Source organism: Yoonia sp. (assembly GCF_046292185.1).
GTDB lineage: Bacteria > Pseudomonadota > Alphaproteobacteria > Rhodobacterales > Rhodobacteraceae > Yoonia.
In genome coordinates this window covers 1-22,028 of sequence record NZ_JBKBQY010000031.1, presented here as the reverse complement: position 1 = coordinate 22,028, position 22,028 = coordinate 1, and the positions used below count along the sequence as shown (strand labels likewise).

Genomic DNA, 22,028 nt, shown 5'->3' with positions numbered 1-22,028 from the left:
GATCAGGCATAGATAAAGATTTTTGTGCCCAGACCGACCATGGAATAGACTTCTTCCATCTCTGTATTGGTCACCGCAATACAGCCCCATGTCCAGTCGGGCACACCGGCCCATTGATCGGGCGTGCCGTGGATAAAGATGTCACCGCCCGGTTTCACGCCCATCGCGCGGGCGCGCGCCACGTCGTCCACGTTCGGATAGGATATCCCGACAGACAGATGAAAGCGGCTGTTGGGGTTCTGCCGGTCGATTCGGTAAGCACCCTCTGGCGTGCGACCGTCGCCTTCCTGCAGCTTGTGTTCGGAGGGGTTGAAGCCAAGATCAACCTTGTAATGCCGCAAAAGCGTGTCGTTATGCAGCAATTGCATCGTACGGTGTTGCTTGAACACCTGGATGCGTGTGACCTCTGGTCCGAAATAACGGGGAATTTCTGGTGCGGTTGATCTGGAACATCCGGCAATACCTACCGCTGCGCCGATCATCATGGAACGTCGTGTAATCATATCTCTGCCCAATAAACGCGGTCTTCGCCGCTTTTGTCTAGCAATAGAATGAAGATTCCGTTCAGCCTAGTAGAAATTCTGTCGCAGGGGTCATTTTCGTGTGAACGGTGACACGATTTCAACATGGGGCGACCAGCGGAACTGATCCACGACCTTCACCCAGGGCATGGTGAATCCGGCTGCAATCAGAACCTTTGCGTCGCGGGCAAAGGTCACGGGATTGCAGGACACCATGGCGATTGTGCGAATGTCGGACCGGGCAAGCGCGTCGATCTGTGCCTCTGCCCCGGCGCGGGGCGGGTCGATCACGGCGGCGTCGAAGCTGGCAAGCTCGTCAGGCTCCAGCGAGCGGCGGAACAGATCGCGCGCTTCGGTCGTGACGCGGCGCAGGTTGTGTCCACTGCGCCAGCCACGGTCCAGCGCCTGCAGCATGGCGGCATCTGATTCGACGGCATGAACCTCGGCCCGTTGCGCCAGTGGCAGCGTAAAGGTGCCGCAGCCCGCGAAAAGGTCGATGATACGCCCTGCCCCGGCTGTGATCTCATCCACCGCCGTCAGCAGTCCCGCTTCGCCCGCTTTGGTGGCTTGCAGGAATGCGCCGGGTGGCGGCGCGACGTTTGTGCCACCGAAATCCTGATTTGGCGGATTGATGGTCACAACCGGTTCATCGTTCCACACCAGCCTCGCCAGCCCATGTGCATTGGCCAAACCCGCCAAGGTGACGCGTAAATCGGGGGTCAGGTCCTTATCCGTGCCAACCAGCACATCGGGGCCATGGGCGGTTTCGGTGACCGTCAGATCAACCTCGCCCTTGCGGGACGCGGCCAGCACGGTCAGTTCCTGCAATGCCGGAAAACTGGCCAGCAGGGCCGGTGTCACCAATTGGCAATCGGGCACATCGATCAACGTATGCGATGCCTTGCCATGAAATCCGACAAGTGCGCCCTTTTTGGTGCGCCGTCCCGCAAATTTCGCACGCCTGCGCGATTGCGCAGGCGATGTGGCAATCGGGCGAAACTCCGGCGTCAGCCCATGCGCCTGCAAGGCGCGCTGCACAATGTCATGTTTCCACGCGGCGACGAAATCATCGCTGGCATGTTGCATGGCGCAACCGCCGCAGGTTTTGAAATGTCGGCAGGGCGGTGCCACGCGGTCCACCGATGGCGTCACGATCCGCACGGTTCCGTCTTGGGCTACGTCAATTTCCTCTCCCGGCAGCACGCGGGGGATCAAAGACCGCCCGTCAGAGGCACGACCAAGGCCCAGATGTGTCAGGCTTTCGATTGTCAGCATTTATTCCGCAGCATCCTGCACATTGATGAATCCACCCGACTGCCGGTTCCAATAGCGGGCATAAAGCCCGTCCTTCGCCAGCAGTTCGGCATGGGTGCCTTGTTCCACAATGCGCCCGCCGTCAAGCACGACGATCCGGTCCATCACCGCCAGTGTGGACAGGCGATGCGCGATGGCGATGACGGTCTTGCCGTCCATGATCGCATCAAGTGAATCTTGAATCGCCGCTTCGACCTCGGAATCAAGCGCGCTCGTCGCCTCGTCCAGCACAAGGATCGGCGCATCCTTCAGGATCGCGCGGGCGATGGCGATGCGCTGGCGCTGCCCGCCGGACAGTTTCACGCCACGTTCGCCCAGATGCGCGTCATAGCCTTTGCGCCCCTTGTGATCGCGCAGCGACTGGATGAACTCATGCGCCTCGGCCTTCACGGCGGCGGCCTCCACCTCAGCCTGCGTCGCGTCATGTTTGCCATAGCGGATATTGTCGCGGGCAGAACGGTTGAACATCGCCGTTTCCTGCGTGACCATGGCAATCTGGCGGCGCAGGCTTTCCTGCGTCACGTCGCGAATATCATGGCCATCGATCAGGACCTGCCCCTGTTCCGTATCATACAGCCGCAAAAGCAAGGCCACCAATGTAGATTTTCCCGCGCCAGAGGCCCCGACAATCCCCAGTTTTTCGCCCGGCGCGATGGACAGGCTGACGTTCTCAAGGCCGCCCGGCCCGCCGCCATAGCTGAACGTCACATCGCGCAGATCAATTGCACCCTGATCAGCCTGCAATATCTCGGCATCCGGCGCATCGGTCAACTGATGCGCAGGCGACAGGGTTTGCATCGCATCCTCGATCTCGCCGACATTTGCATAAATGCCCATCAGCGTGAAGCTGACCCAGCCGGTCATTTGCGCCAGCCGCAGCGAAATCGCCCCGGCAGCCGCGATATCACCCGGGGTCGCAGCACCCACCGACCAGAAATACAGCGTCGTGCCGACCAGCAGCACCGGCAATAGCCCGCCCAGCGCCATGAGCCAGAACCGGAACGATGTGGACAGCCAGCCGAAATGCACGGCAGAGCCCCAATAGGTTTCCATCGCATCCGTCGCGGCGCGGTCTTCATGCGCGTCATGGGCGAACAGTTTGACGGTTTTGATATTGGTGATCGTATCGACAACCTGCCCCGTCACCATGGCCCGTTTCGCCGCGCGTGCCTGCGATCTTGTGCGGATCCGCGGCATGTAAAAGCTGATCAACACGGCATACGCCAGCACCCACAATGCCAGCACCCCCGCCGTGCGGTAATCAATCGTCAGCAGCAACACGACAGACCCGACCAAGGACGCCAGCGCATAGGCGACGGTCTGGATCATATCGACCACGAAATCCGTCGTCGCCCGTGCGCCCTGCATCTGCTTTTGCGAAATCCGCCCGGCAAAATCGTTGTCAAAGAAGGTGACAGATTGCCCCAGCGAATGCCGGTGCAGGCGCGACAGCACCAGATTGTTCAGCGCCGGGCCAAGCACGACTCCCTGAAACATCCCCGACAGGCCCAGAATGATGGGTCGCAGGATCACGAAAAACGCACCGACCCCGAGCAAGAGCCATAGGTTAGTGCTGAAATATGCCTCCGCATTGCTGGCGATGGCCGCATCAATCACCCAACCCAGCATCAGGGCCGTCGCAACCTCCAACGTGCCGGCAAGCGCCGAAACGAAAGCACCGGCGCCGATCATCGGTCTGGCCCCGCTCAGGCACCAGTTCAGGAAGGCCATCAATGTTTGCGGCGGTGGCCCTTCGGCGCGTCGAAACGGGTCAATCCAGCGTTCAGGTTTGATCATGATGCATCCTGCCCCAGAAACCCGCCTGACTGGCGCGACCAGAACCGCGCGTACTGGCCGCCTTGCGCCAGCAGTTCATCATGCGGCCCGTCCTCGATAATGCGGCCATGTTCCATGACGATGATCCTATCCATCTGTGCGATTGTCGAAAGCCGGTCCGCAATCGCCACCACCGTCTTGCCGGCCATCATGCCGTATAGCGTTTGCTGAATGGCGGCCTCTACCTCGCTATCTAGTGCGCTGGTCGCTTCGTCCAGCAAAAGGATGGGCGCGTCCTTCAGCATGACACGCGCCAAGGCGATCCGCTGCCGCTGGCCACCGGACAGTTTCACACCACGCTCGCCAACGCGGGCGTCATAGCCTTTGTTCCCCTCGCTGTCTTCCAGATCAAGGATGAAGGCATGCGCCTCGGCCTGTTTCGCAGCGGCGATCATCTGCGCTTCATCCGCCTCGGGATTGCCATAGAGGATATTTTCCCGCACCGATCGATGCAGCAAGGATGAATCCTGCTGCACCATGCCGATCGCACGGCGCAGACTGTCCTGCGTCACTTGGGAAATGTCCTGCCCGTCAATCGCGATCACACCCTGTTCGGCGTCGTAGAACCGCAACAACAGCTTCACCAGCGTCGATTTCCCTGCACCAGACTGGCCGACAAGCCCCACCTTTTCACCCGGCGCAATCGTCAGATTGATCTGATCCAGCCCGCCCGCCTCGCGGCCATAATGATGTGACAGATTGCTGATCGTCACGGCCCCACCCGTGACCTGCAGTTCATTGCGGGTCTGGTCCAGCAGCCTGATCGGCTGGGCAATCGTCTGCATGCCTTCGGAGACAACACCCAGTTCACGGAAAAAGTTGCTGATCGCCCACATGATCCAGCCTGACATCGCGTTCAACCGCAAGGTCAGCGATGTGGCCACCGCCACCACACCGATAGTGGCCGTACCCATTCCCCACAGCCAGATCGACCAGCCGACAACGCCCACGATCAGCACACCGTTCAGCAGCATCAGCACCACATCCATCAGCGTATAAAGCCGCATTTCACGCTGGAAGGTGCGTCGGGCTTCCTCAATCGCGTCTTTGGCGTAGTTGATCTCACTGTCATGGTGGGCGAACATTTTGACCGAATGGATATTGGTATAGCTATCCACGACACGGCCCGTCACCACGCTGCGCGCATTGGACGATGCCTCTGACGCGGGACCGATCCGGCGCACGACCCAGCGCAGCAGGAACAGATAGGGGATCAGCCAGACCAGCAGCGGCAGGATCAGCCGCATATCGGCATCGCCGAGCAGAATGATCGCACCGATAATATAGGCGATAGCAAAGGTAATCGCATCGAAGAGTTGAAACACCACCTCACCCGCCGCAGGTGGGGTCTGCATGATCCGGTTGGCGATCCGTCCGGCGAAATCATCCTCGAACCACCCCACCGATTGGCGCAACACATGCCGATGCGCGCGCCAACGCACCAAAGTGCCAAAGTTTGGCAGGATCGTGTTATTCAGCAGCATCACCTGCACGATATGAACCGCAGGGCGCAGTGTCAGGATGAACAGCGCGACAAGGATCAGTTCCGTGCCGCTCCGTGCCCAGACCTCCGCCGGGGTACCGCCGGACAGGATATCAATCAGACGGCCCAGGTAGGCGATCAGCCAGATTTCAACGCCTGCAACGATGATCGACAGCGCGCCGGTGACCCAGAAAACGCCCATGAACGGCTCTGCATAGACGCGCAGAAACGCATAGAGCCGCTTGGGCGGCGTGTCGTTCTCGGAATAGGTCGTATAGGGATCAACGAGGTTTTCAAAGAACCGGAACATGAGATTGCCTTCATCGGATAGGCGGCCCTGATACAACCTTTCCGGTCAAAGGAAAACTATCCGCGCAACCCATGCAGCAAAGCGGCTTTGGTCAGCGCAAAACCGGATGAGATCCAGCGATCCTCTGCCATTTTCAGCGCGCGCCCCAAGGCTGGCCCCTGTAAATCAGGCATCAGATCAGCGGCTTGCAACGGAAACCGTTGGCTTGCGGCAAATTCTGCCCTGCGGACTGTGTCGGCCGCTAATCCCATCCCCAGACTCGCAGCCGTGATCGCAGCCTTGTTGATCGCTGCATCCGCCCCCGCATGGTAAGCCAGCGCATCAAGCGACAGGTCAGATGTCATCTGCTTCAGCGCCAGTACCTGCAGCTTTGACAGCCGCAGATCAGTGACCGGATCACCGCCCAGAACACCAAGGCGACGGATCGGCGATAATGTCAGCCCTGCCGCCTCCTCAATATGCACCAGCACAGCCAAAGGTGCGGCATCCGCTCCCGGCAATATCTGCGCCAAGGCCCCTGTCGCCGCCATCGCCCCCAGCGCGGGCGCGGGGTTCGGGGCAGACAGCAGTTTCAGCATCTCCGCCGTCACCCGTTCGCGCGACAAGCTCTGCAAACCGTCAATATTGGCGGCACAGGCGGCCAGCCCATCGGGATCGATCCCATCACCGCCATAAAAGGCATGAAACCGGAAAAACCGCAGGATGCGCAGGTAATCTTCCTTGATCCGGCGGTCGGCATCTTCGATAAACCGCACGCGGCGCGCGAACAAGTCCGGCAATCCGCCCAACGGATCAACGACACCCCCATCCGCCCCCGCATAAAGCGCATTCATCGTGAAATCGCGCCTGCGGGCATCGTCGACCATGTTATCGGCAAAGGCGACAACCGCACGTCTGCCATCGGTGGCGACATCGCGACGAAAGGTGGTCACTTCGAACGGCGTGCCGGCCACAACCACCGTCACCGTGCCATGATCGATCCCGGTGGGGATCACCCTCAGCCCGGCCGCGCGCGCCAGCTGCATCACCACATCGGGCGAGGCATCGGTGGTCATATCCAGATCACTGACTGGCGCGCCCAGCAAATCATTGCGCACACAACCACCAACAAACCATGCCTGATATCCGGCATCCTTCAAGACGGCACAGACTTGCTGTGCCCCCGGATCTGTCAGCCAGTCCCCCTTCACATGTGTCATGTCACGCGCTCCGCAAAGGCACGCAGGATTCGCGCAGTTGCACCCCAGATGTAATAGGGACCATAAGGCGCCGTGTAATACAGCCGCTTGCGGCCCTGCCAGCGCCGCCCTTCGATCCGGTAATTATCCGTGTCCACCAGATGCGCGAAAGGGACCTCGAACACTTCGCTGACCTCGCCTGCCTCTGGCACCGGATGAAACCCTTCGCGTAGCAACGCCAAAACCGGGGTAATCTGGTAGCCGGTCACTGTCTGATGCGGCGGCAGGACACCCAACACATCGACCAAGGCGGGTGGCAGCCCGATCTCTTCCTGGGCTTCGCGCAAAGCGGCATCCGTCAGTGTGGCATCAATCGGGTCCTGCTTGCCCCCGGCAAAGGCGATCTGGCCGGGATGATGTTTCAATCGCGCGGAGCGTTTCGTCAGGATCACGGTTTCACGATCCTCGCGCAGCACAAACAGCACCGCTGCCGGGGTCAATGGCCCCTGCGGTAGCGCGATATCTTGATTGAGGTCGAAATCACTGGATGCGCGGCCCGGTCGGGACAGCGCATCCATCAGGCGTTGGTGCAGTTCAGGCACTACCATCCTTGGCTTCAAACCCCAGCGTTTCCGGCGCGAAGACATAATGCGCGCCGCAGAACTGACAATCGGCGGTCACCGTGCCTTCATCCGTTGTCATCGTGGCGATGTCTTTGGCCGAATAGATCGACAGGCTTTGCCTCACGCGATCAGCCGAACAGGTGCAACCAAAGGTCACCGGCTGTGCGTCAAACACACGCGGGCCTTCTTCGTGGAACAGACGGACCAACAGATCAGTCGGCGTGACCGAAGGGCCGATCAGTTCCAGATCATCCACTGTATCCAGCAGCAGATTGGCCCGGGTCCAGTTTTCGCCCTCATCCTCATTCAACAGATCAGTGGCTTCCAGCAGCCCTTCGTCACCTGACCCGCCTTCACCAGAGGCAAAGGGCGACGCCTTGGGCATATGCTGCAACATCACACCACCGGCGCGCCAATGCGCGGCCTCACCTGGGGTTTGCGACTGGCCAAAGGCCAGGGCGAAACGGGTCGGCAGCTGTTCGGATTGCGCAAAATAGGTCTGCGCACAGGCTGACAGTGACCCGCCGGCCAAGGGCGTGATCCCCTGATAGGGTGTTGTCCCCTCGCCCTGATCAATCAGGATCGCGAAGTATCCGTTGCCGACATGGCTGAACGGTTCCGCATCGTGATCCAGCCTGTCCGCATCATAGGATGCATAGGCACGGATGCGCGCAGGTTCACCATCATCCGTCGGGCCGTAATAATCCGTCGCGATCAACCGCGCCGCACCCGAGCCACGCACCTGCAACGACAATTTCCAGCGCAGTTTCATCGATTGCCCGATCAGCGCGGTCAGCAGCGCCATCTCGGCCACCAAAGCCTCGATCACTGGCGGATAATCATGCTGGCGCAACACCTGTTCCAGCACGCCGTCAAGGCGCGCCACCCGGCCACGGATGTCGGAGGCATCAAGTTGAAACGGCAGGACGGTATCGTCCCAAGCGATTTTGGCGCTGAGGCTCATGGGCTTTCCTTAATTGTCAGGAATTGGCATACCGCGCCTATATAGGCGCGGCAACCCGGCGTCCAAGAGGCAAAGCTATGATCAGACGGTATGGCACGGTCCCAAAAGCCGGGCAAAAGTATAAATCACGCCCCGGCGCCTATGCGATCCTGCCCCGCAGTGGCAAGCTGCTGCTGACTTGGCAAGGCGATCCGCATTTTCAGGTGCAATTGCCCGGCGGCGGCATCGACCACGGCGAAAGTCCCCTGCGCGCACTGCACCGTGAAGTGTTCGAAGAAACCGGCTGGCGCATCGCCCACCCCCGCAAACTCGGCACATTCCGGCGGTTTTCCTTCATGCCGGAATACGACCTTTGGGCGGAAAAGCTGTGCCATATCTATCTGGCCCAACCGGTCCGGCCCCATGGCGCCCCGACCGAACCCGGCCATATGGCAATTTGGATGTCACCTTCGGATGCGCTGCTGGAACTTTATAATGACGGGGATGCGGCATTTGTCGCGGGACTGTTCAGCTAGCCTGATCCTTGCCCCTGCCCGCAAAACCCGATAACGCCAGACCCCAGACATATTGACGCAAAGGCTGCTTTCATGACCGCTCCGAAAAAAGTTGTTCTGGCCTATTCCGGTGGCCTTGATACCTCCATAATCCTGAAATGGCTGCAGACCGAATATGGCTGCGAGGTGGTGACCTTCACCGCCGATCTGGGACAGGGCGAAGAACTGGAACCAGCCCGCGCCAAGGCCGAAATGATGGGTGCCAAATCCATCTATATCGAAGACCTGCGTGAGGAATTCGTGCGCGATTTCGTGTTCCCGATGTTCCGTGCCAATGCGCTTTATGAAGGGCTCTATCTGCTCGGCACATCCATCGCACGCCCACTGATTTCCAAACGTCTGGTGGAAATCGCTGCGTTGGAAGGCGCCGATGCTGTCGCACATGGTGCCACTGGCAAGGGCAACGATCAGGTCCGTTTTGAACTCGCCGCCTATGCGCTGAACCCCGACATCAAGGTGATCGCCCCTTGGCGTGAATGGGACCTGACCAGCCGCACCAAGCTTCTGGAATTCGCAGAGAAAAACCAGATCCCCGTCGCCAAGGACAAGCGCGGCGAGGCACCGTTCAGCGTCGATGCCAATCTTTTGCACACCTCTTCCGAAGGCAAAGTGCTGGAAGACCCGGGTCAGGAAGCGCCCGAATATGTCTATCAGCGCACGGTCGCGCCGGAAGACGCGCCCGATACGCCCGAAATGGTGGAAATCACCTTTGAACGCGGTGATGCCACAGCGATCAATGGCGAGGCCATGTCCCCCGCCACGATCCTGACCAAGTTGAACGAACTTGGCGGCAAGCACGGTGTTGGACGCCTCGATCTCGTCGAAAACCGCTTTGTAGGCATGAAGTCGCGCGGGATCTATGAAACCCCCGGCGGCACAATCCTGCTGGAGGCGCATCGCGGCATCGAACAGATCACGCTGGACAGCGGCGCGGGCCATCTGAAAGACAGCATCATGCCGCGCTATGCGGAGCTGATCTATAACGGTTTCTGGTTCAGCCCCGAACGCGAAATGATGCAGGCGCTGATCGACAAAAGCCAGGAACATGTCTGCGGCACCGTGCGGGTTAAACTCTACAAAGGCTCTGCCACCACGGTTGCACGCTGGTCTGACCGCTCGCTTTATTCCGAGGCGCATGTGACCTTTGAAGATGACGCCGGTGCCTATGATCAGAAAGACGCGCAAGGCTTCATCCAGTTGAACGCCTTGCGGCTGAAGCTGCTTGCGTCCCGCGCCCGGCGTCTGAAATGACGCTGGACGAGATCACAGCCCTGCTGCAACGGGGCGTCGATCACGCGCCGTTGCAGGGGTCTTTGAAATTCGATTGCGGGGCGGATGGTGTCGTCGTGTTGGAAAACAACACGACATCCAACACCGACCGCCCCACCGATTGCACAATCAGGATTTCGCAGGACAACCTCGCGAAACTGGTCAAAGGCAAGCTGAACCCAATGACCGGCGTGGTGACGGGCAAGCTGAAAGTCTCCGGCGACGCCCGTATCGCGATGAAGCTGGGCGAATTGCTGAAAGGTTAGGTCAGCCTGACCGCCGCCAGCTTTTCATAAAACGGCAGCGCCTGTTCGCAAAGCGCTGCCGCCTCGCCCTCCAACAGCGGCAAATCGCCCTCTGCCCCGGCAAAGCCGGTACTTTGATGCACGACCCCATACCAATGGCTTGCCCAGATCCCGTCCTCGGCCCTTGGACCGGCGGGCCAGTGCAGCATCGCGGGGTCGAAATCCAGACCAATCGCAGCACAGAGTTTGCGCAGCATCCCTTCGGGGTCGGCGCGGATATCGGCGCTGTCGATCACCACACCGCCCAGCGCGTCATAAATCGCGGCCTGCTGCCAGAAACCGATGTCATCCAGCACCATATGGGTGGTCTTGGCACCATAGCTTGCGATCACGCGCGCCGGATGCCGGATCAGATGGACATTCACGCAATGTTTAGCCCAATCCAACGGGACGCCCGGCACCATCTGATGCGGCATGTGTTTCATGTAAAAATGCGGCTTGTCCCCCGGTACAGGCCCCAGAACACGCTGCGCCACGATCTGCGGATCAGTCTCATGCGCCGCGATAATCTCGGCCTTCATCGGGTGATCCGCGCCTGATGCCAACAGATAGGGCGCATAAAAAGGTTCATCCCAGACAGCGAAATCCGCCCGGTTGCCAAAGGCATACATCATCGCGGTGGACAGGTTCCGCGGGCCGGACCACATCGCGATCCTCATGATGCGGCGACCAGATCTTTGTACAGCGCGCGCAGGCGGGTGGTGACCGGCCCCAGATCGCCGGTGCCGATGACGCGCCCGTCGATCATGCTGACAGGCGTTTGCGCGCCGAACGTGCCGGTCAGAAACGCCTCATCCGCGCTATAGGTATCGACAAGGCTGAAATTACGTTCAAACACCGGAATGCCATTGGCACGGCACAGGTCGATGACCTTTTGGCGGGTGATCCCGTTCATGCAATAATCGCCGGTACTGGTCCAGACCGCACCCTTTTTCACGATGAAGAAGTTGCAGGCGTTGGTCGTGTTCACAAAGCCATGCACGTCCAGCATCAACGCCTCATCCGCACCCGCCTTTTGCGCGGCGATGCAGGCAAGGATGCAATTCAGCTTGGAATGGCTGTTCAGCTTGGGGTCCTGCGTCATCGGCAGGCCGCGCATATGCGGCACGGTGGCCAGCGTGATCGGGCGCGGGATCTTGGGCTTGGAATGTTCCATGATGATCACGAATGTCGGCCCCTGACGCGACAGGCTGGGGTGCTGGAACGGCCGCGTTTTCACCCCGCGCGTCACCATCAGGCGGGCATGGACATCAGTGGTCATGCCATTGGCCTTCTGGGTCTCGGATAAGGCGCCTATGACACCTTTCCGGTCCATCCCGATATCCAGATCAATCGCTTTGGCCGCCTCGAACAACCGGTCGATATGTTCATCCAGAAAGGCCCATTTCCCGTCATACAGCCGCAGCCCTTCCCAGATGCCGTCACCCAGCATGAAACCGCTGTCATAGACGCTGACCACGGCCTGTGCTTTGGGCACGATCCGGCCGTCGACATAGATCAGGATGTCTTCGTTGCGGGCATCTTCCTGGGCCTGGTGTGTGGTGACTTCGGACATGTTGGACCTCAGGGGTTGAATGCCTGCACTTCGGACAGATCGGGGATCACATCGGCGGTGCCATGCCGGGTGACCATCAGCGCACCTGCACGCATGGCCTGAGCGATAGCCTGCGCCATCGGCATCCCCCGGTCCAGCCCCGCCAGCACATAGCCGGTGAAAGTGTCGCCAGCCCCCGTTGTATCGACGGGGTCGACCTTGATCGCCGCAAAATGCTGCTTTCCTTCAGGACCATACCATTCAGCACCATCCGCACCCAGCGTCACGATCACATCCGCGATGTCCAGATCAGCGGGGGTCTTGCCTGTGGCCGCGTGCAATTGTTCCGCCTCGACCGCGTTCAGGATCAGGAAATCCAGATGCGGCAGCACGGCCATCACCCGGTCTGCATCGAACGGGGCTGCGGCATAGGCGACGCGCAGGCCCATCTTGCGGCCCATGGCCGCAGCGGTGCGTTGCAGGTTGGTTTCATTCTGTATCACCAGCCAGTCGCCTGTCTGCGCCTCTGCCATGGCGGTCTGAAGGACCGTCTGCGGAATTTCGACATTGGCACCGGGATGCAGCAGGATCACATTTTCGCCCGCCGGATCAACCATGATGATTGCCTGCGCTGTTTCCGTGTCTAACACAGCGATATTGCGAGTATCGACGCCGTATTCGAGCAAGCGTTGTGCGGTCCACAACCCGTCTTTGCCTACCGCCCCAATATGGTTAACCCGTGCCGCAGCGCGGGCGGCGGCGACCGACATATTGGCTCCCTTCCCGCCCAAAAACATCTCGCGTCCCGTCGTGCCCAGCGTTTCACCGGGCGCCGGGATATGCGGCACGGCATAGACGATGTCGGCATTGATCGACCCAAGGTTCCAGATCGCCATTAATCGACCCCGCAGGCAGCGATGACCGCCATGTTCAGGATGTCGTTCACGGTGGAAACGGTCGAACAGATCTGCACCGGTTTACCCACGCCCGACAGGATCGGACCGATCACCGTGGCACCCGCCATTTCCTGCATCAGTTTTACCGAAATCGACGCCGAATGGCGCGCCGGCACGACCAGCACATTGGCAGGGCCGGTCAGCCGCGAAAACGGATAGTTTTCCTGCGCCTTGAGGTTCAGTGCGACATCGACGGTCATCTCGCCCTCATATTCAAAATCCACGCCACGGGCATCAAGCACCTTGGGAGCCTTGTGCATTTTTTCGGCACGTTCCGACACGGGCGACCCAAAGGTCGAAAAGGACAGGAAGGCCACCCGCGGGTCAAGCCCCAGATCGCGCGCCACGGATGCGCCGCGTTCGGCGATATCTGCCAGATCATTCTCGTCCGGCCATTCATGCACTAATGTATCGGTGATCAGCACGATCCGCCCCTTGTGTAGCACGGCGGTGACACCGACCGCACCGTCATGGGGCTGTGCGTCGAAAACGTGATTGATCAGTTCCAGCACATGCGCGGATTTGCGGGTCGCGCCTGTGACCATGCCATCGGCATGACCATGCGCCAGCATCAGTGCGGCAAAAACATGCCGGTCGCGCGCGGCAAGGCGATGGATGTCCTGCGCGTCGAACCCCTTGCGCTGCAGACGCTGATAAAGAAATGCCTTATAGATTTCCAGATAGGTGGTGTTGGCGGCGTTGACGACTTCGATCTCTTCCACAGCCTCGGCCAGACCTTCGGCGGTCAGCTTGGTGCGCACGTCATCCGCGCGGCCGACGACCAGCGCCTTTCCCATGCCCGCCCGCTGGTACAGCACCGCAGCACGCAGGACGCGGGGGTCATCGCCTTCGGCAAAGATGACGGTGGATTGCGCAGCGCGGGCGCGGGCGTTGAGGCTGCGCAGGATTGATGCGGTCGGGTCCATCCGGGATTTCAACGATGCCTCGTAAGCATCCATGTCGACGATGGGCCGCCGCGCGACGCTAGTTTTCATGCCCGCACGTGCCACCGCCGTAGGGATGCGGTGAATCAGGCGCGGATCGAATGGCGTGGGGATGATGTAATCACGTCCAAAGGACAGTTTCTTGCCATAGGCCATCGCGACTTCGTCCGGCACATCTTCACGCGCAAGGGCTGCCAATGCTTCGGCGCAGGCGATCTTCATCTCGTCATTGATCGCGCGGGCATGGATATCCAGCGCACCTCGGAACAGATAGGGAAAGCCCAGCACATTGTTGACCTGATTGGGGTAGTCGCTGCGGCCCGTGGCGACGATGGCATCTTCACGGACGGCGTGGGCCTCTTCCGGGGTAATTTCGGGATCGGGGTTCGCCATGGCAAATATCACCGGGTTCGGCGCCATGCTGGCCACCATATCCTGCGTGACCGCACCTTTGGCGCTGACGCCCAGAAACACATCGGCGTTTTGCATCGCATCCGCCAGCGACCGCGCATCGGTTGCGACAGCGTGGGCGGATTTCCATTGGTTCATGCCTTCGGTGCGGCCCTGATAGATGACGCCCTTGGTGTCGGCCATGATGCAGTTGTCGTGCCGCGCACCCATGGATTTCAGCAATTCCAGACACGCGATCCCGGCAGCGCCCGCACCGTTCAGCACGATCTTTACATCCGCGATCTTCTTGCCCGACAGATGAAGCGCATTCAGCAGCCCGGCGGCGCAGATCACGGCGGTGCCATGCTGGTCGTCATGGAAGACGGGAATGTCCATTTCTTCCTTCAGCCGCTGTTCGATGATGAAACATTCGGGGGCTTTGATGTCTTCCAGATTGATCCCACCAAAGGTCGGGCCCATCAGGCGGACAGCGTTGCAAAAGGCGTCAGGGTCTTCTGTATCCAGTTCGATATCGATGGAATTCACGTCGGCGAAGCGTTTGAACAGGACAGATTTACCCTCCATCACCGGCTTGGACGCCAGCGCGCCAAGGTTCCCCAGCCCCAGCACAGCCGTCCCGTTCGAGATCACGGCGACCAGGTTGCCCTTATTGGTGTAATCATAGGCAGTGGCGGGATCGGCGTAGATTTCTTCGCACGGGATCGCCACGCCGGGGGAATAGGCCAGCGACAGATCGCGCTGCGTGGTCATCGGCACAGTGGCCTGAATTTCCCATTTGCCCGGGCTGGGCTGCATGTGGAAATGCAGCGCATCTTCGCGGGTCAGTTTGTTCTTGGCCATGTGGTCCCCCCTTTGCCCGCCATTCATAACGGGTTCCCGCCAACAGTCGCAACGGATACATTTCGGGGTTTCGTCGCTAACATCCGCTGGATAGGGTGCGGCAGATGTTCCCGGGGGTTTTATGTCTGCCACAACCACACCGATGATGGCCCAATATCTGGATCTGAAGGCCCAGCATCCCTATGCCTTGCTCTTTTACCGCATGGGCGACTTTTACGAAATGTTTTTTGACGACGCCATCGCCGCGGCCGAGGCGCTGGATATCGCCCTCACCAAGCGCGGCAAACATGGTGACGACGACATTCCGATGTGCGGCGTGCCGCACCACGCCGCTGAAGGCTATTTCTTGACCCTGATCCGCAAGGGGTTTCGCGTTGCGGTTTGCGAGCAGATGGAAAGCCCCGCCGAGGCAAAAAAGCGTGGCCACAAATCCGTCGTCCGGCGCGAGGTGGTGCGCCTTGTCACCCCAGGCACCCTGACCGAAGATTCGCTGCTGGATGCACGGCGGCATAACTTTCTCGCCGCGTTCCACGTGGTGCGCGATCAGGGCGCGCTGGCCTGGGTCGATATCTCAACCGGCGCGTTTCATGTGATGCCTTGCGCGGGATCAAAGTTGGGGCCGGAACTGGCACGGCTAACCCCGCGCGAGGTGATCGTCGTGGACAGCGCGCAGACAAATTGGGCCGGGCTGGTGTCTGAGTCCGGCGCGGTGCTGACAAGCCTGGGTGCGGCGGCATTCGATAGCACGGCAGGGGAAAAGCGGCTTTGTGCGCTGTTCAAGGTCGGGTCGCTTGACGCTTTCGGAAACTTTGAGCGGGCCGAGGTCGCGGCAATGTCCGCGGTGGCAGAATATCTGGAGATTACCCAGCGCGGAAACCTGCCCTTGTTGCGCCCGCCGGTGCGTGAAACGCAGAAATCCGCCATGCAGATCGATGCGGCGACGCGGCGGTCGCTGGAATTGACCCACGCCATGGCGGGCGGGCGGCAAGGATCGCTGCTGCACTGCATTGACCGGACAGTCACCGCAGGTGGCGCGCGGCTGCTGGAACGGCGGCTGGCATCGCCTAGCTGCGATCTTGCGGCGATTACAGCGCGGCAGGATGCGGTTGCCTTCATGGTCGAACAAACGCACCTCTGTGACGATATCCGCGATGCGTTGCGCGGCACCCACGATCTGGACCGCGCCCTGTCGCGGCTGGCGCTGGATCGGGGCGGGCCGCGCGATATGGCGGCGATCCGCAACACGATTGCACAGGCAGCGCGCCTGCCGGTGCATCCAGACCTGCCTATGATGCTGGCCGAGGTGACGCAGGATCTGGCCGGGCATGACGCTTTACTAGACCGGCTAGATGCGGCGCTGATCGCTGAACCACCGCTGCTGGCACGCGATGGTGGGTTCATCGCGGCAGGATATGATGCTGATCTTGATGAGGCGCGCAAGCTGCGCGATGAGGGCCGGTCGGTGATCGCCGGGATGCAGGCGGATTTCATTGCACAGACCGGGATCACGTCGCTGAAGATCAAGCACAACAATGTTTTGGGCTATTTCATTGAGACCACTGCCACCCATGCGGAAAAGATGCTTGCCGCACCGCTGAACGAAACCTTTATCCACCGGCAGACCACCGCCAATCAGGTACGTTTCACGACGGTGGAACTATCCGAGATCGAAACCCGCATTCTGAACGCCGGTGGCCATGCGCTGGAAATTGAAAAGCGGCTTTTTACTCGCCTGCGCGACGCCATTCTCGCGCAGGCCGGGCCGCTGGGGGCTTTGGCGCGGGCGTTGGCCGAGGTGGATCTGGCCACGGCGCTGGCGCATCTGGCGCGCACCGAAAACTGGGTCAGGCCGAAACTGGACGACAGTCGTGCATTCGACGTCACCGGCGGGCGGCATCCGGTGGTGGAAATGGCACTGCAAAAGCAGGGCGCGCCCTTTGTCGCCAATGATTGCGCGCTGACAGAGGCACCGGTCTGGTTGCTGACCGGGCCGAACATGGCGGGTAAATCAACCTTTCTGCGGCAAAACGCGCTGCTGGCGATCCTGGCGCAGATGGGGGGATTTGTGCCAGCCACCGCGGCGCATATCGGGATCGTCAGCCAGATCTTCAGCCGTGTCGGTGCGTCCGACGATTTGGCACGCGGGCGGTCGACGTTCATGGTGGAAATGGTGGAAACGGCAGCGATCCTCAATCAAGCGGATGACAAGGCGCTGGTGATCCTTGATGAGATCGGGCGCGGCACGGCGACCTATGACGGGCTGTCCATCGCCTGGGCGACACTGGAACATCTGCATGATGTGAACCGATGCCGCGCGCTGTTTGCCACGCATTATCACGAGATGTCGGCACTATCGGCCAAGCTGGACGGTGTCGAAAACGCGACGGTGACAGTAAAGGAATGGGACGGTGACGTCATTTTCCTGCACGAGGTGAAACGCGGCACCGCAGACCGCAGTTACGGTGTGCAGGTCGCACGGCTGGCAGGGTTGCCGCAGGTCGTGGTGGACCGCGCCAAGGTAGTGCTGGAGGCGCTGGAGAAAGGCGAACGCGAAGGTGGGCGCAAGGCGTTCGTGGATGATCTGCCACTGTTTGCTGCGGCCCCCGCGCCGCCGCCTGCGAAACAACAGACATCACAGGTGGAGGCGCGGTTGAAAGGCGTGATGCCGGATGAATTGACGCCGAAAGAGGCGTTAGCCTTGATTTACGAATTGCGGGGGATGGTGGCAGATGGGTGAAATCACCCATCCTACGGGATTGGCAGGATGGGGTATTGATCCATCCTGCCCGATCACGATGCCGGTGTGGACGACACGCCGACCTGTGCAGGACGCAGCAGACGGTCATGCAACATGAACCCTTCGGCGGCGACCTGAATGATATCGCCAGCCTTTGTACCGGGCAGCGGTGCCTCGAACATCGCCTGATGCAGCTGTGGGTCGAACTTGTCGCCGACTTGCGGAACAATCGGATCAATGCCGTGCCTTTTGAACACTGAAATCAATTCGCGCATCGTCAATTCGACACCCTCTAGCAAGGCCTTGTTCACCTCCTGCTCGGACTCGTCCGCCGATTGCAGGGCGCGGCGCAGATTGTCGTAGATCGGCAGCATATCGCGGGCGAATTTGGTGCTGCCGTAGTTTTCGGCCTCTCGCCTGTCACGCTCTGCCCGTTTGCGGGTGTTTTCGGCATCCGCCAGCGCGCGCATGAATTTATCGCGGTATTCGTCCCGCTCTGCGCGCAGGGCGTCAAGTTCTTCCAAGCTCGCCTCGGCGTTCAGGTCCATGGCATCGCCTTCGGCGGCCATTTCATCAAGGCTTTGGAATGCGGCGTCTTTTTCGGCCATTTGTCTTTCCTTCAAGAGCGGTCGGCAATCATTTTGCCCACCAGCTGTGCAGTGTAATTCACGATCGGCACGATACGGCCATAGTTCAGCCGGGTCGGGCCAATGACGCCCACGGCGCCAATGATCTTGCGGTCGGCGTTCATATAAGGGGAAACGACCAGAGATGAACCCGTCAAAGAGAACAATTTGTTCTCAGACCCGATAAATATCCGCACGCCGTCGCCATCCTGCGCCAGATCAAGAAACTGGGCGATATCCCGCTTGCGTTCCAGATCATCAAACAGGCTACGGATACGGTCAAGATCGCCGTCATTCTCCGCCTCGGTCAGCAGATTGCCACGGCCGCGCACGATCAGTCGTTCTGTTGCCTCGCCTTTATTTTCCCAAAGAGCGAACCCGCTTTGAACCAGATCGGCCGCAAGACTGTCAATCTCGCGTCTGCGGGTCTTGATTTCGCGCGCGATAACGTCGCCAAGTTCGGATAAGGTATGGCCTTCGGCAATCGCGTTGAGGAAATTCGCCGCTTCGCGCATCGAGGACGGGGTCTGGCCGGGTGGCGGCGTGAAGATCCGGTTTTCCACATGGCCGTCAGCAAAGACCAGCACCACCAGCGCGCGGTCCTTGTTAAGCGAGACGAATTCGATATGTTTGATCGCGGCTTCGTGCTTGGGGGTCAGCACAAGGCTGGCACCATGGGTGACACCCGACAGCGCCTGACCGACCTGATCCAGCATCGTCGCGACATCGGTATCGGTCGATTGCATGGTCTGGTCGATGGTTTGCCGGTCTTTGCCGTCCAGATCGCCGATTTCAAGCAGGCCATCGACAAACATCCGCAGGCCCAATTGGGTCGGCACCCGCCCGGCGCTGACATGGGGGCTGCCGAGAAGACCCAGATATTCGAGATCCTGCATGACGTTGCGGATTGTTGCGGCGCTGACCTGTTCGGACAGGGTCCGGGTCAGGCTGCGCGAGCCCACCGGCGCGCCGCTTTCAAGATAGCCTTCGACGACGCGCCGGAAAACCTCGCGCGAGCGTTCATTCATCTGGCCAATGTTGGGCGTGTGATCCGGCAAATTGTCCTCTTTCAGGGCGGTGGCAGTAAAGGCCAAACCGGCAGCATCGTCAATCGGGGTTGGATTTCAGATGTGGGCATACTATGCCCGCTGTGCAAGCAACAGGAGTATTCCCATGCGTCCATCCGGCCGCCATATCAACGAAATGCGCAACGTGACGATTGAAACCAATGTCACGATGCATGCCGAAGGGTCCTGCCTGATCAAATGCGGCAATACCCATGTGTTGTGCACCGCGACGATCGAGGACAAGGCACCGCCATTCCTGAAGAATACCGGGCTGGGATGGGTCACGGCAGAGTACGGCATGTTGCCGCGTGCGACCAATACACGGATGCGCCGCGAGGCGAAGAATGGCCAGTCGGGCCGGACGCAAGAAATTCAGCGGCTGATTGGGCGGTCATTGCGTGCCGGAGTGGACCGTGTCGCCCTTGGTGAGCGGCAGATCGTGATTGATTGCGATGTGATTCAGGCCGATGGCGGCACGCGCTGTGCCTCGATCACAGGCGGTTGGGTGGCGCTGAAGCTGGCGGTGCAAAAGCTGATCAAGGCAGGCGTGATCATCAGCGATCCGCTGGTGGACCCGGTGGCGGCGATTTCCTGCGGCATCTATGCCGGACAGGAAGTGCTGGATCTCGATTACCCCGAAGACAGCGAAGCCGGCGTTGACGGCAATTTTGTAATGACCGGCGGACGGCTGGTCGAGGTGCAGATGTCGGCCGAAGGATCGACATTCAGCCGTGCACAAATGGACGGATTGCTGGGACTAGCCGAAAAAGGCGTCGCAGAGCTAACCGCGATACAATTGGCCGCGGTGAGCTGATGCGGAAATTTACCGGCGATCGGCTGTTGGTGGCGACACACAACAATGGCAAACTGCAGGAAATCACCGATCTGCTGGCGCCGTTTGGCGTGAAGATCAGCAGCAATGCCGATCATGCGCTGCCAGAGCCGGAAGAAACAGAGACAACCTTTGTCGGTAACGCCCGGATCAAGGCGCATGCGGCAGCACAAGCGGTGGGTTTGCCCGCGCTGGCCGATGACAGCGGGATCACGATTGACGGGCTGAACGGCGCACCGGGTGTCTATACGGCAGATTGGGCGGAAACGCCGCAGGGACGCAATTTTGTGATGGCGATGGAACGCACCTGGGCCGAACTGGAGGCTGTTGCAGCCCCCTTTCCCCGGCTGGCGCAGTTTCGTTGCACATTGGTCCTGGCCTGGCCTGACGGGCATGATGAAGTGTTTGAAGGGGTGATGCCCGGACAGATCAGCTGGCCGATGCGGGGCGATCAGGGGCATGGCTACGACCCAATTTTCCAGCCCGATGGCTTTGACGTGACCTTTGGCCAGATGGATCGTTGGGAAAAGAACAGGATCAGCCACCGTGCGGATGCATTCCGCAAACTGATTGCGGGCTGCTTTGGCTGAGGACTGGGAATACGGGGGCTTTGGGCTTTATATTCATTGGCCGTTCTGTCAGGCGAAATGCCCCTATTGCGATTTCAATTCACATGTCGTGGCACAGATCGACCAGAAAGCCTGGCAAGACGCATATCTAAGTGAAGTTAGCCGCTTAGGCGCAGAGACCGAAGGGCGCATCCTGCGGTCTGTGTTCTTTGGCGGCGGCACGCCGAGCATGATGGACCCCGGTCTTGTGGACGCTGTTCTGACGCGCGTGCGGGCAACCTGGCCGATGGCGAATGATATCGAGATTACCCTGGAAGCGAACCCTACCTCGGTCGAGGCTGGCCGCTTTGCGGGTTATCGCGATGCCGGCGTGAACCGGGTATCGATGGGAATTCAGGCCCTGAATGATGCTGATTTGAAAGCGCTGGGGCGGTTGCATGGACGGAATGAGGCGCTGCGCGCATTTGAGATCGCACGCGATGTGTTTGACCGCGTCAGTTTCGATCTGATCTATGCACGACAAGGGCAGAGCCTGGCAGCCTGGGCCGCGGAGCTGCGCGAGGCGCTGGCGCTGGCGGTCGATCACCTGTCGCTTTATCAACTGACGATCGAAGACGGGACTGCCTTTGGCGACCGCTATGCGGCAGGAAAGCTCCGCGGGTTGCCTGACGATGATCTGGCGGCGGATATGTATGCGTTGACACAGGATATCTGTGCGGCCGCAGGGTTTACCGGATATGAAGTGTCGAACCACGCCAAGGCAGGATACGAAAGCCTGCACAACCAGATTTACTGGCGTTACGGCGATTATGCAGGGATCGGACCAGGGGCGCACGGGCGGCTGACGCTGGGCGGTCAGCGTTATGCGACCGAGGCGGGTCTGGCGCCATTGGCCTGGCTGGCGCAGGTTCGAAAATCCGGCAACGGCGATAAGGTGCGGAGCCTGCTGGATGACGCAGCACAGGCAACCGAGAGGTTGCTGATGGGGATGCGGCTTTCGGAAGGTGTCTTGATCGAGCGATTAGATATGGAAGTTTTATCACATAAAATCAAAGAGTTATCTGATATGGGCATGGTCGAGATGACGCCCGACAGCCTTCGTGTCAGCCGGTCCGGCAGGCCGGTGCTGAACGCCGTGCTGCGGGCGTTGCTGGA

The 22,028-nt window shown here is 60.1% G+C and carries 20 protein-coding genes; 7 read left to right on the top strand and 13 right to left on the bottom strand.

What is annotated here, in order from left to right:
- Positions 1-2: 2 nt before the first annotated feature.
- From ACK4TM_RS07830 to ACK4TM_RS07800, 7 genes are all read right to left on the bottom strand, one after another.
- On the bottom strand, positions 3-503 hold the full coding sequence (locus ACK4TM_RS07830; RefSeq protein WP_409699287.1) for a murein L,D-transpeptidase family protein: 501 nt from the start codon (positions 501-503) through the stop codon (positions 3-5).
- Between the two features lie 90 nt (positions 504-593).
- Positions 594-1,796 (bottom strand): class I SAM-dependent RNA methyltransferase, encoded by a 1,203-nt coding sequence (locus tag ACK4TM_RS07825; RefSeq protein WP_409699284.1) that lies wholly within the window; start codon positions 1,794-1,796, stop codon positions 594-596.
- Complete coding sequence (locus ACK4TM_RS07820) at positions 1,797-3,632, bottom strand: ABC transporter ATP-binding protein (protein WP_409699281.1); 1,836 nt, start codon at positions 3,630-3,632, stop codon at positions 1,797-1,799.
- Positions 3,629-5,464, bottom strand: coding sequence for an ABC transporter ATP-binding protein (locus tag ACK4TM_RS07815; protein WP_409699278.1), 1,836 nt, complete (start codon positions 5,462-5,464; stop codon positions 3,629-3,631). The genes ACK4TM_RS07820 and ACK4TM_RS07815 overlap by 4 nt, the downstream gene beginning before the upstream one ends.
- A gap of 56 nt (positions 5,465-5,520) precedes the next feature.
- The gene (locus ACK4TM_RS07810; RefSeq protein WP_409699275.1) at positions 5,521-6,663 is read right to left on the bottom strand and encodes a CCA tRNA nucleotidyltransferase; all 1,143 of its coding nucleotides are present in this window, start codon (positions 6,661-6,663) and stop codon (positions 5,521-5,523) included.
- A complete protein-coding gene (locus tag ACK4TM_RS07805) occupies positions 6,660-7,244 on the bottom strand; it encodes a CoA pyrophosphatase (RefSeq protein WP_409699272.1) in 585 nt (194 codons plus the stop codon). The genes ACK4TM_RS07810 and ACK4TM_RS07805 overlap by 4 nt, the downstream gene beginning before the upstream one ends.
- On the bottom strand, positions 7,237-8,229 hold the full coding sequence (locus tag ACK4TM_RS07800) for an Hsp33 family molecular chaperone HslO (protein WP_409699269.1): 993 nt from the start codon (positions 8,227-8,229) through the stop codon (positions 7,237-7,239). Before ACK4TM_RS07800 ends, ACK4TM_RS07805 begins: the two co-directional genes overlap by 8 nt.
- Before the next feature lie 77 nt (positions 8,230-8,306).
- Here ACK4TM_RS07800 and ACK4TM_RS07795 point away from each other — a divergent pair, with 77 nt between their 5' ends.
- From ACK4TM_RS07795 to ACK4TM_RS07785, 3 genes are all read left to right on the top strand, one after another.
- The gene (locus tag ACK4TM_RS07795) at positions 8,307-8,744 is read left to right on the top strand and encodes an NUDIX hydrolase (protein ID WP_409699266.1); all 438 of its coding nucleotides are present in this window, start codon (positions 8,307-8,309) and stop codon (positions 8,742-8,744) included.
- A 72-nt stretch (positions 8,745-8,816) separates the two neighbouring features.
- Positions 8,817-10,034: an argininosuccinate synthase gene (locus ACK4TM_RS07790; protein WP_409699263.1), complete on the top strand. Its 1,218-nt coding sequence runs from the start codon at positions 8,817-8,819 to the stop codon at positions 10,032-10,034.
- Entirely contained in the window at positions 10,031-10,318 is a 288-nt protein-coding gene (locus ACK4TM_RS07785; RefSeq protein ID WP_409699260.1) for an SCP2 sterol-binding domain-containing protein, read from the top strand. Before ACK4TM_RS07790 ends, ACK4TM_RS07785 begins: the two co-directional genes overlap by 4 nt.
- Here the strand turns inward: ACK4TM_RS07785 and ACK4TM_RS07780 are convergent.
- Genes ACK4TM_RS07780 through ACK4TM_RS07765 form a run of 4 tightly spaced genes read right to left on the bottom strand, consistent with a single transcriptional unit; the run spans position 10,315 to position 15,042 of the window.
- Positions 10,315-11,016, bottom strand: coding sequence for an HAD family hydrolase (locus ACK4TM_RS07780; RefSeq protein ID WP_409699257.1), 702 nt, complete (start codon positions 11,014-11,016; stop codon positions 10,315-10,317). The two genes, ACK4TM_RS07785 and ACK4TM_RS07780, sit on opposite strands and share 4 nt — an antisense overlap.
- Complete coding sequence (locus ACK4TM_RS07775) at positions 11,013-11,912, bottom strand: D-amino acid aminotransferase (protein WP_409699254.1); 900 nt, start codon at positions 11,910-11,912, stop codon at positions 11,013-11,015. The genes ACK4TM_RS07780 and ACK4TM_RS07775 overlap by 4 nt, the downstream gene beginning before the upstream one ends.
- Positions 11,913-11,920: 8 nt before the next feature.
- Complete coding sequence (locus ACK4TM_RS07770; RefSeq protein ID WP_409699251.1) at positions 11,921-12,787, bottom strand: ribokinase; 867 nt, start codon at positions 12,785-12,787, stop codon at positions 11,921-11,923.
- Positions 12,787-15,042, bottom strand: a complete 2,256-nt coding sequence (locus ACK4TM_RS07765) for an NADP-dependent malic enzyme (RefSeq protein ID WP_409699248.1) — start codon at positions 15,040-15,042, stop codon at positions 12,787-12,789. Before ACK4TM_RS07765 ends, ACK4TM_RS07770 begins: the two co-directional genes overlap by 1 nt.
- A gap of 121 nt (positions 15,043-15,163) precedes the next feature.
- Between ACK4TM_RS07765 and mutS the strand changes: the two genes are divergently transcribed.
- Positions 15,164-17,779, top strand: a complete 2,616-nt coding sequence (gene mutS / locus ACK4TM_RS07760) for a DNA mismatch repair protein MutS (protein WP_409699245.1) — start codon at positions 15,164-15,166, stop codon at positions 17,777-17,779.
- Positions 17,780-17,832: 53 nt separating this feature from the next.
- Here mutS and ACK4TM_RS07755 read toward each other — a convergent pair whose 3' ends face one another.
- On the bottom strand, positions 17,833-18,387 hold the full coding sequence (locus tag ACK4TM_RS07755; protein ID WP_409699242.1) for a nucleotide exchange factor GrpE: 555 nt from the start codon (positions 18,385-18,387) through the stop codon (positions 17,833-17,835).
- An 11-nt stretch (positions 18,388-18,398) separates the two neighbouring features.
- Entirely contained in the window at positions 18,399-19,433 is a 1,035-nt protein-coding gene (hrcA, locus tag ACK4TM_RS07750) for a heat-inducible transcriptional repressor HrcA (protein ID WP_409699325.1), read from the bottom strand.
- Positions 19,434-19,578: 145 nt separating this feature from the next.
- Between hrcA and rph the strand changes: the two genes are divergently transcribed.
- The 3 genes from rph to hemW all read left to right on the top strand — a co-directional run.
- Positions 19,579-20,286 carry a ribonuclease PH gene (gene rph, locus ACK4TM_RS07745; RefSeq protein ID WP_409699239.1) on the top strand — a complete coding sequence of 236 codons (708 nt, stop codon included), beginning with the start codon at positions 19,579-19,581 and terminating at the stop codon, positions 20,284-20,286.
- Positions 20,286-20,894, top strand: coding sequence for an RdgB/HAM1 family non-canonical purine NTP pyrophosphatase (rdgB, locus tag ACK4TM_RS07740; protein ID WP_409699235.1), 609 nt, complete (start codon positions 20,286-20,288; stop codon positions 20,892-20,894). The genes rph and rdgB overlap by 1 nt, the downstream gene beginning before the upstream one ends.
- Positions 20,887-22,028: radical SAM family heme chaperone HemW (gene hemW / locus ACK4TM_RS07735; RefSeq protein WP_409699232.1), on the top strand; the 1,142-nt coding region annotated here is incomplete at its 3' end. The genes rdgB and hemW, both read left to right, overlap by 8 nt.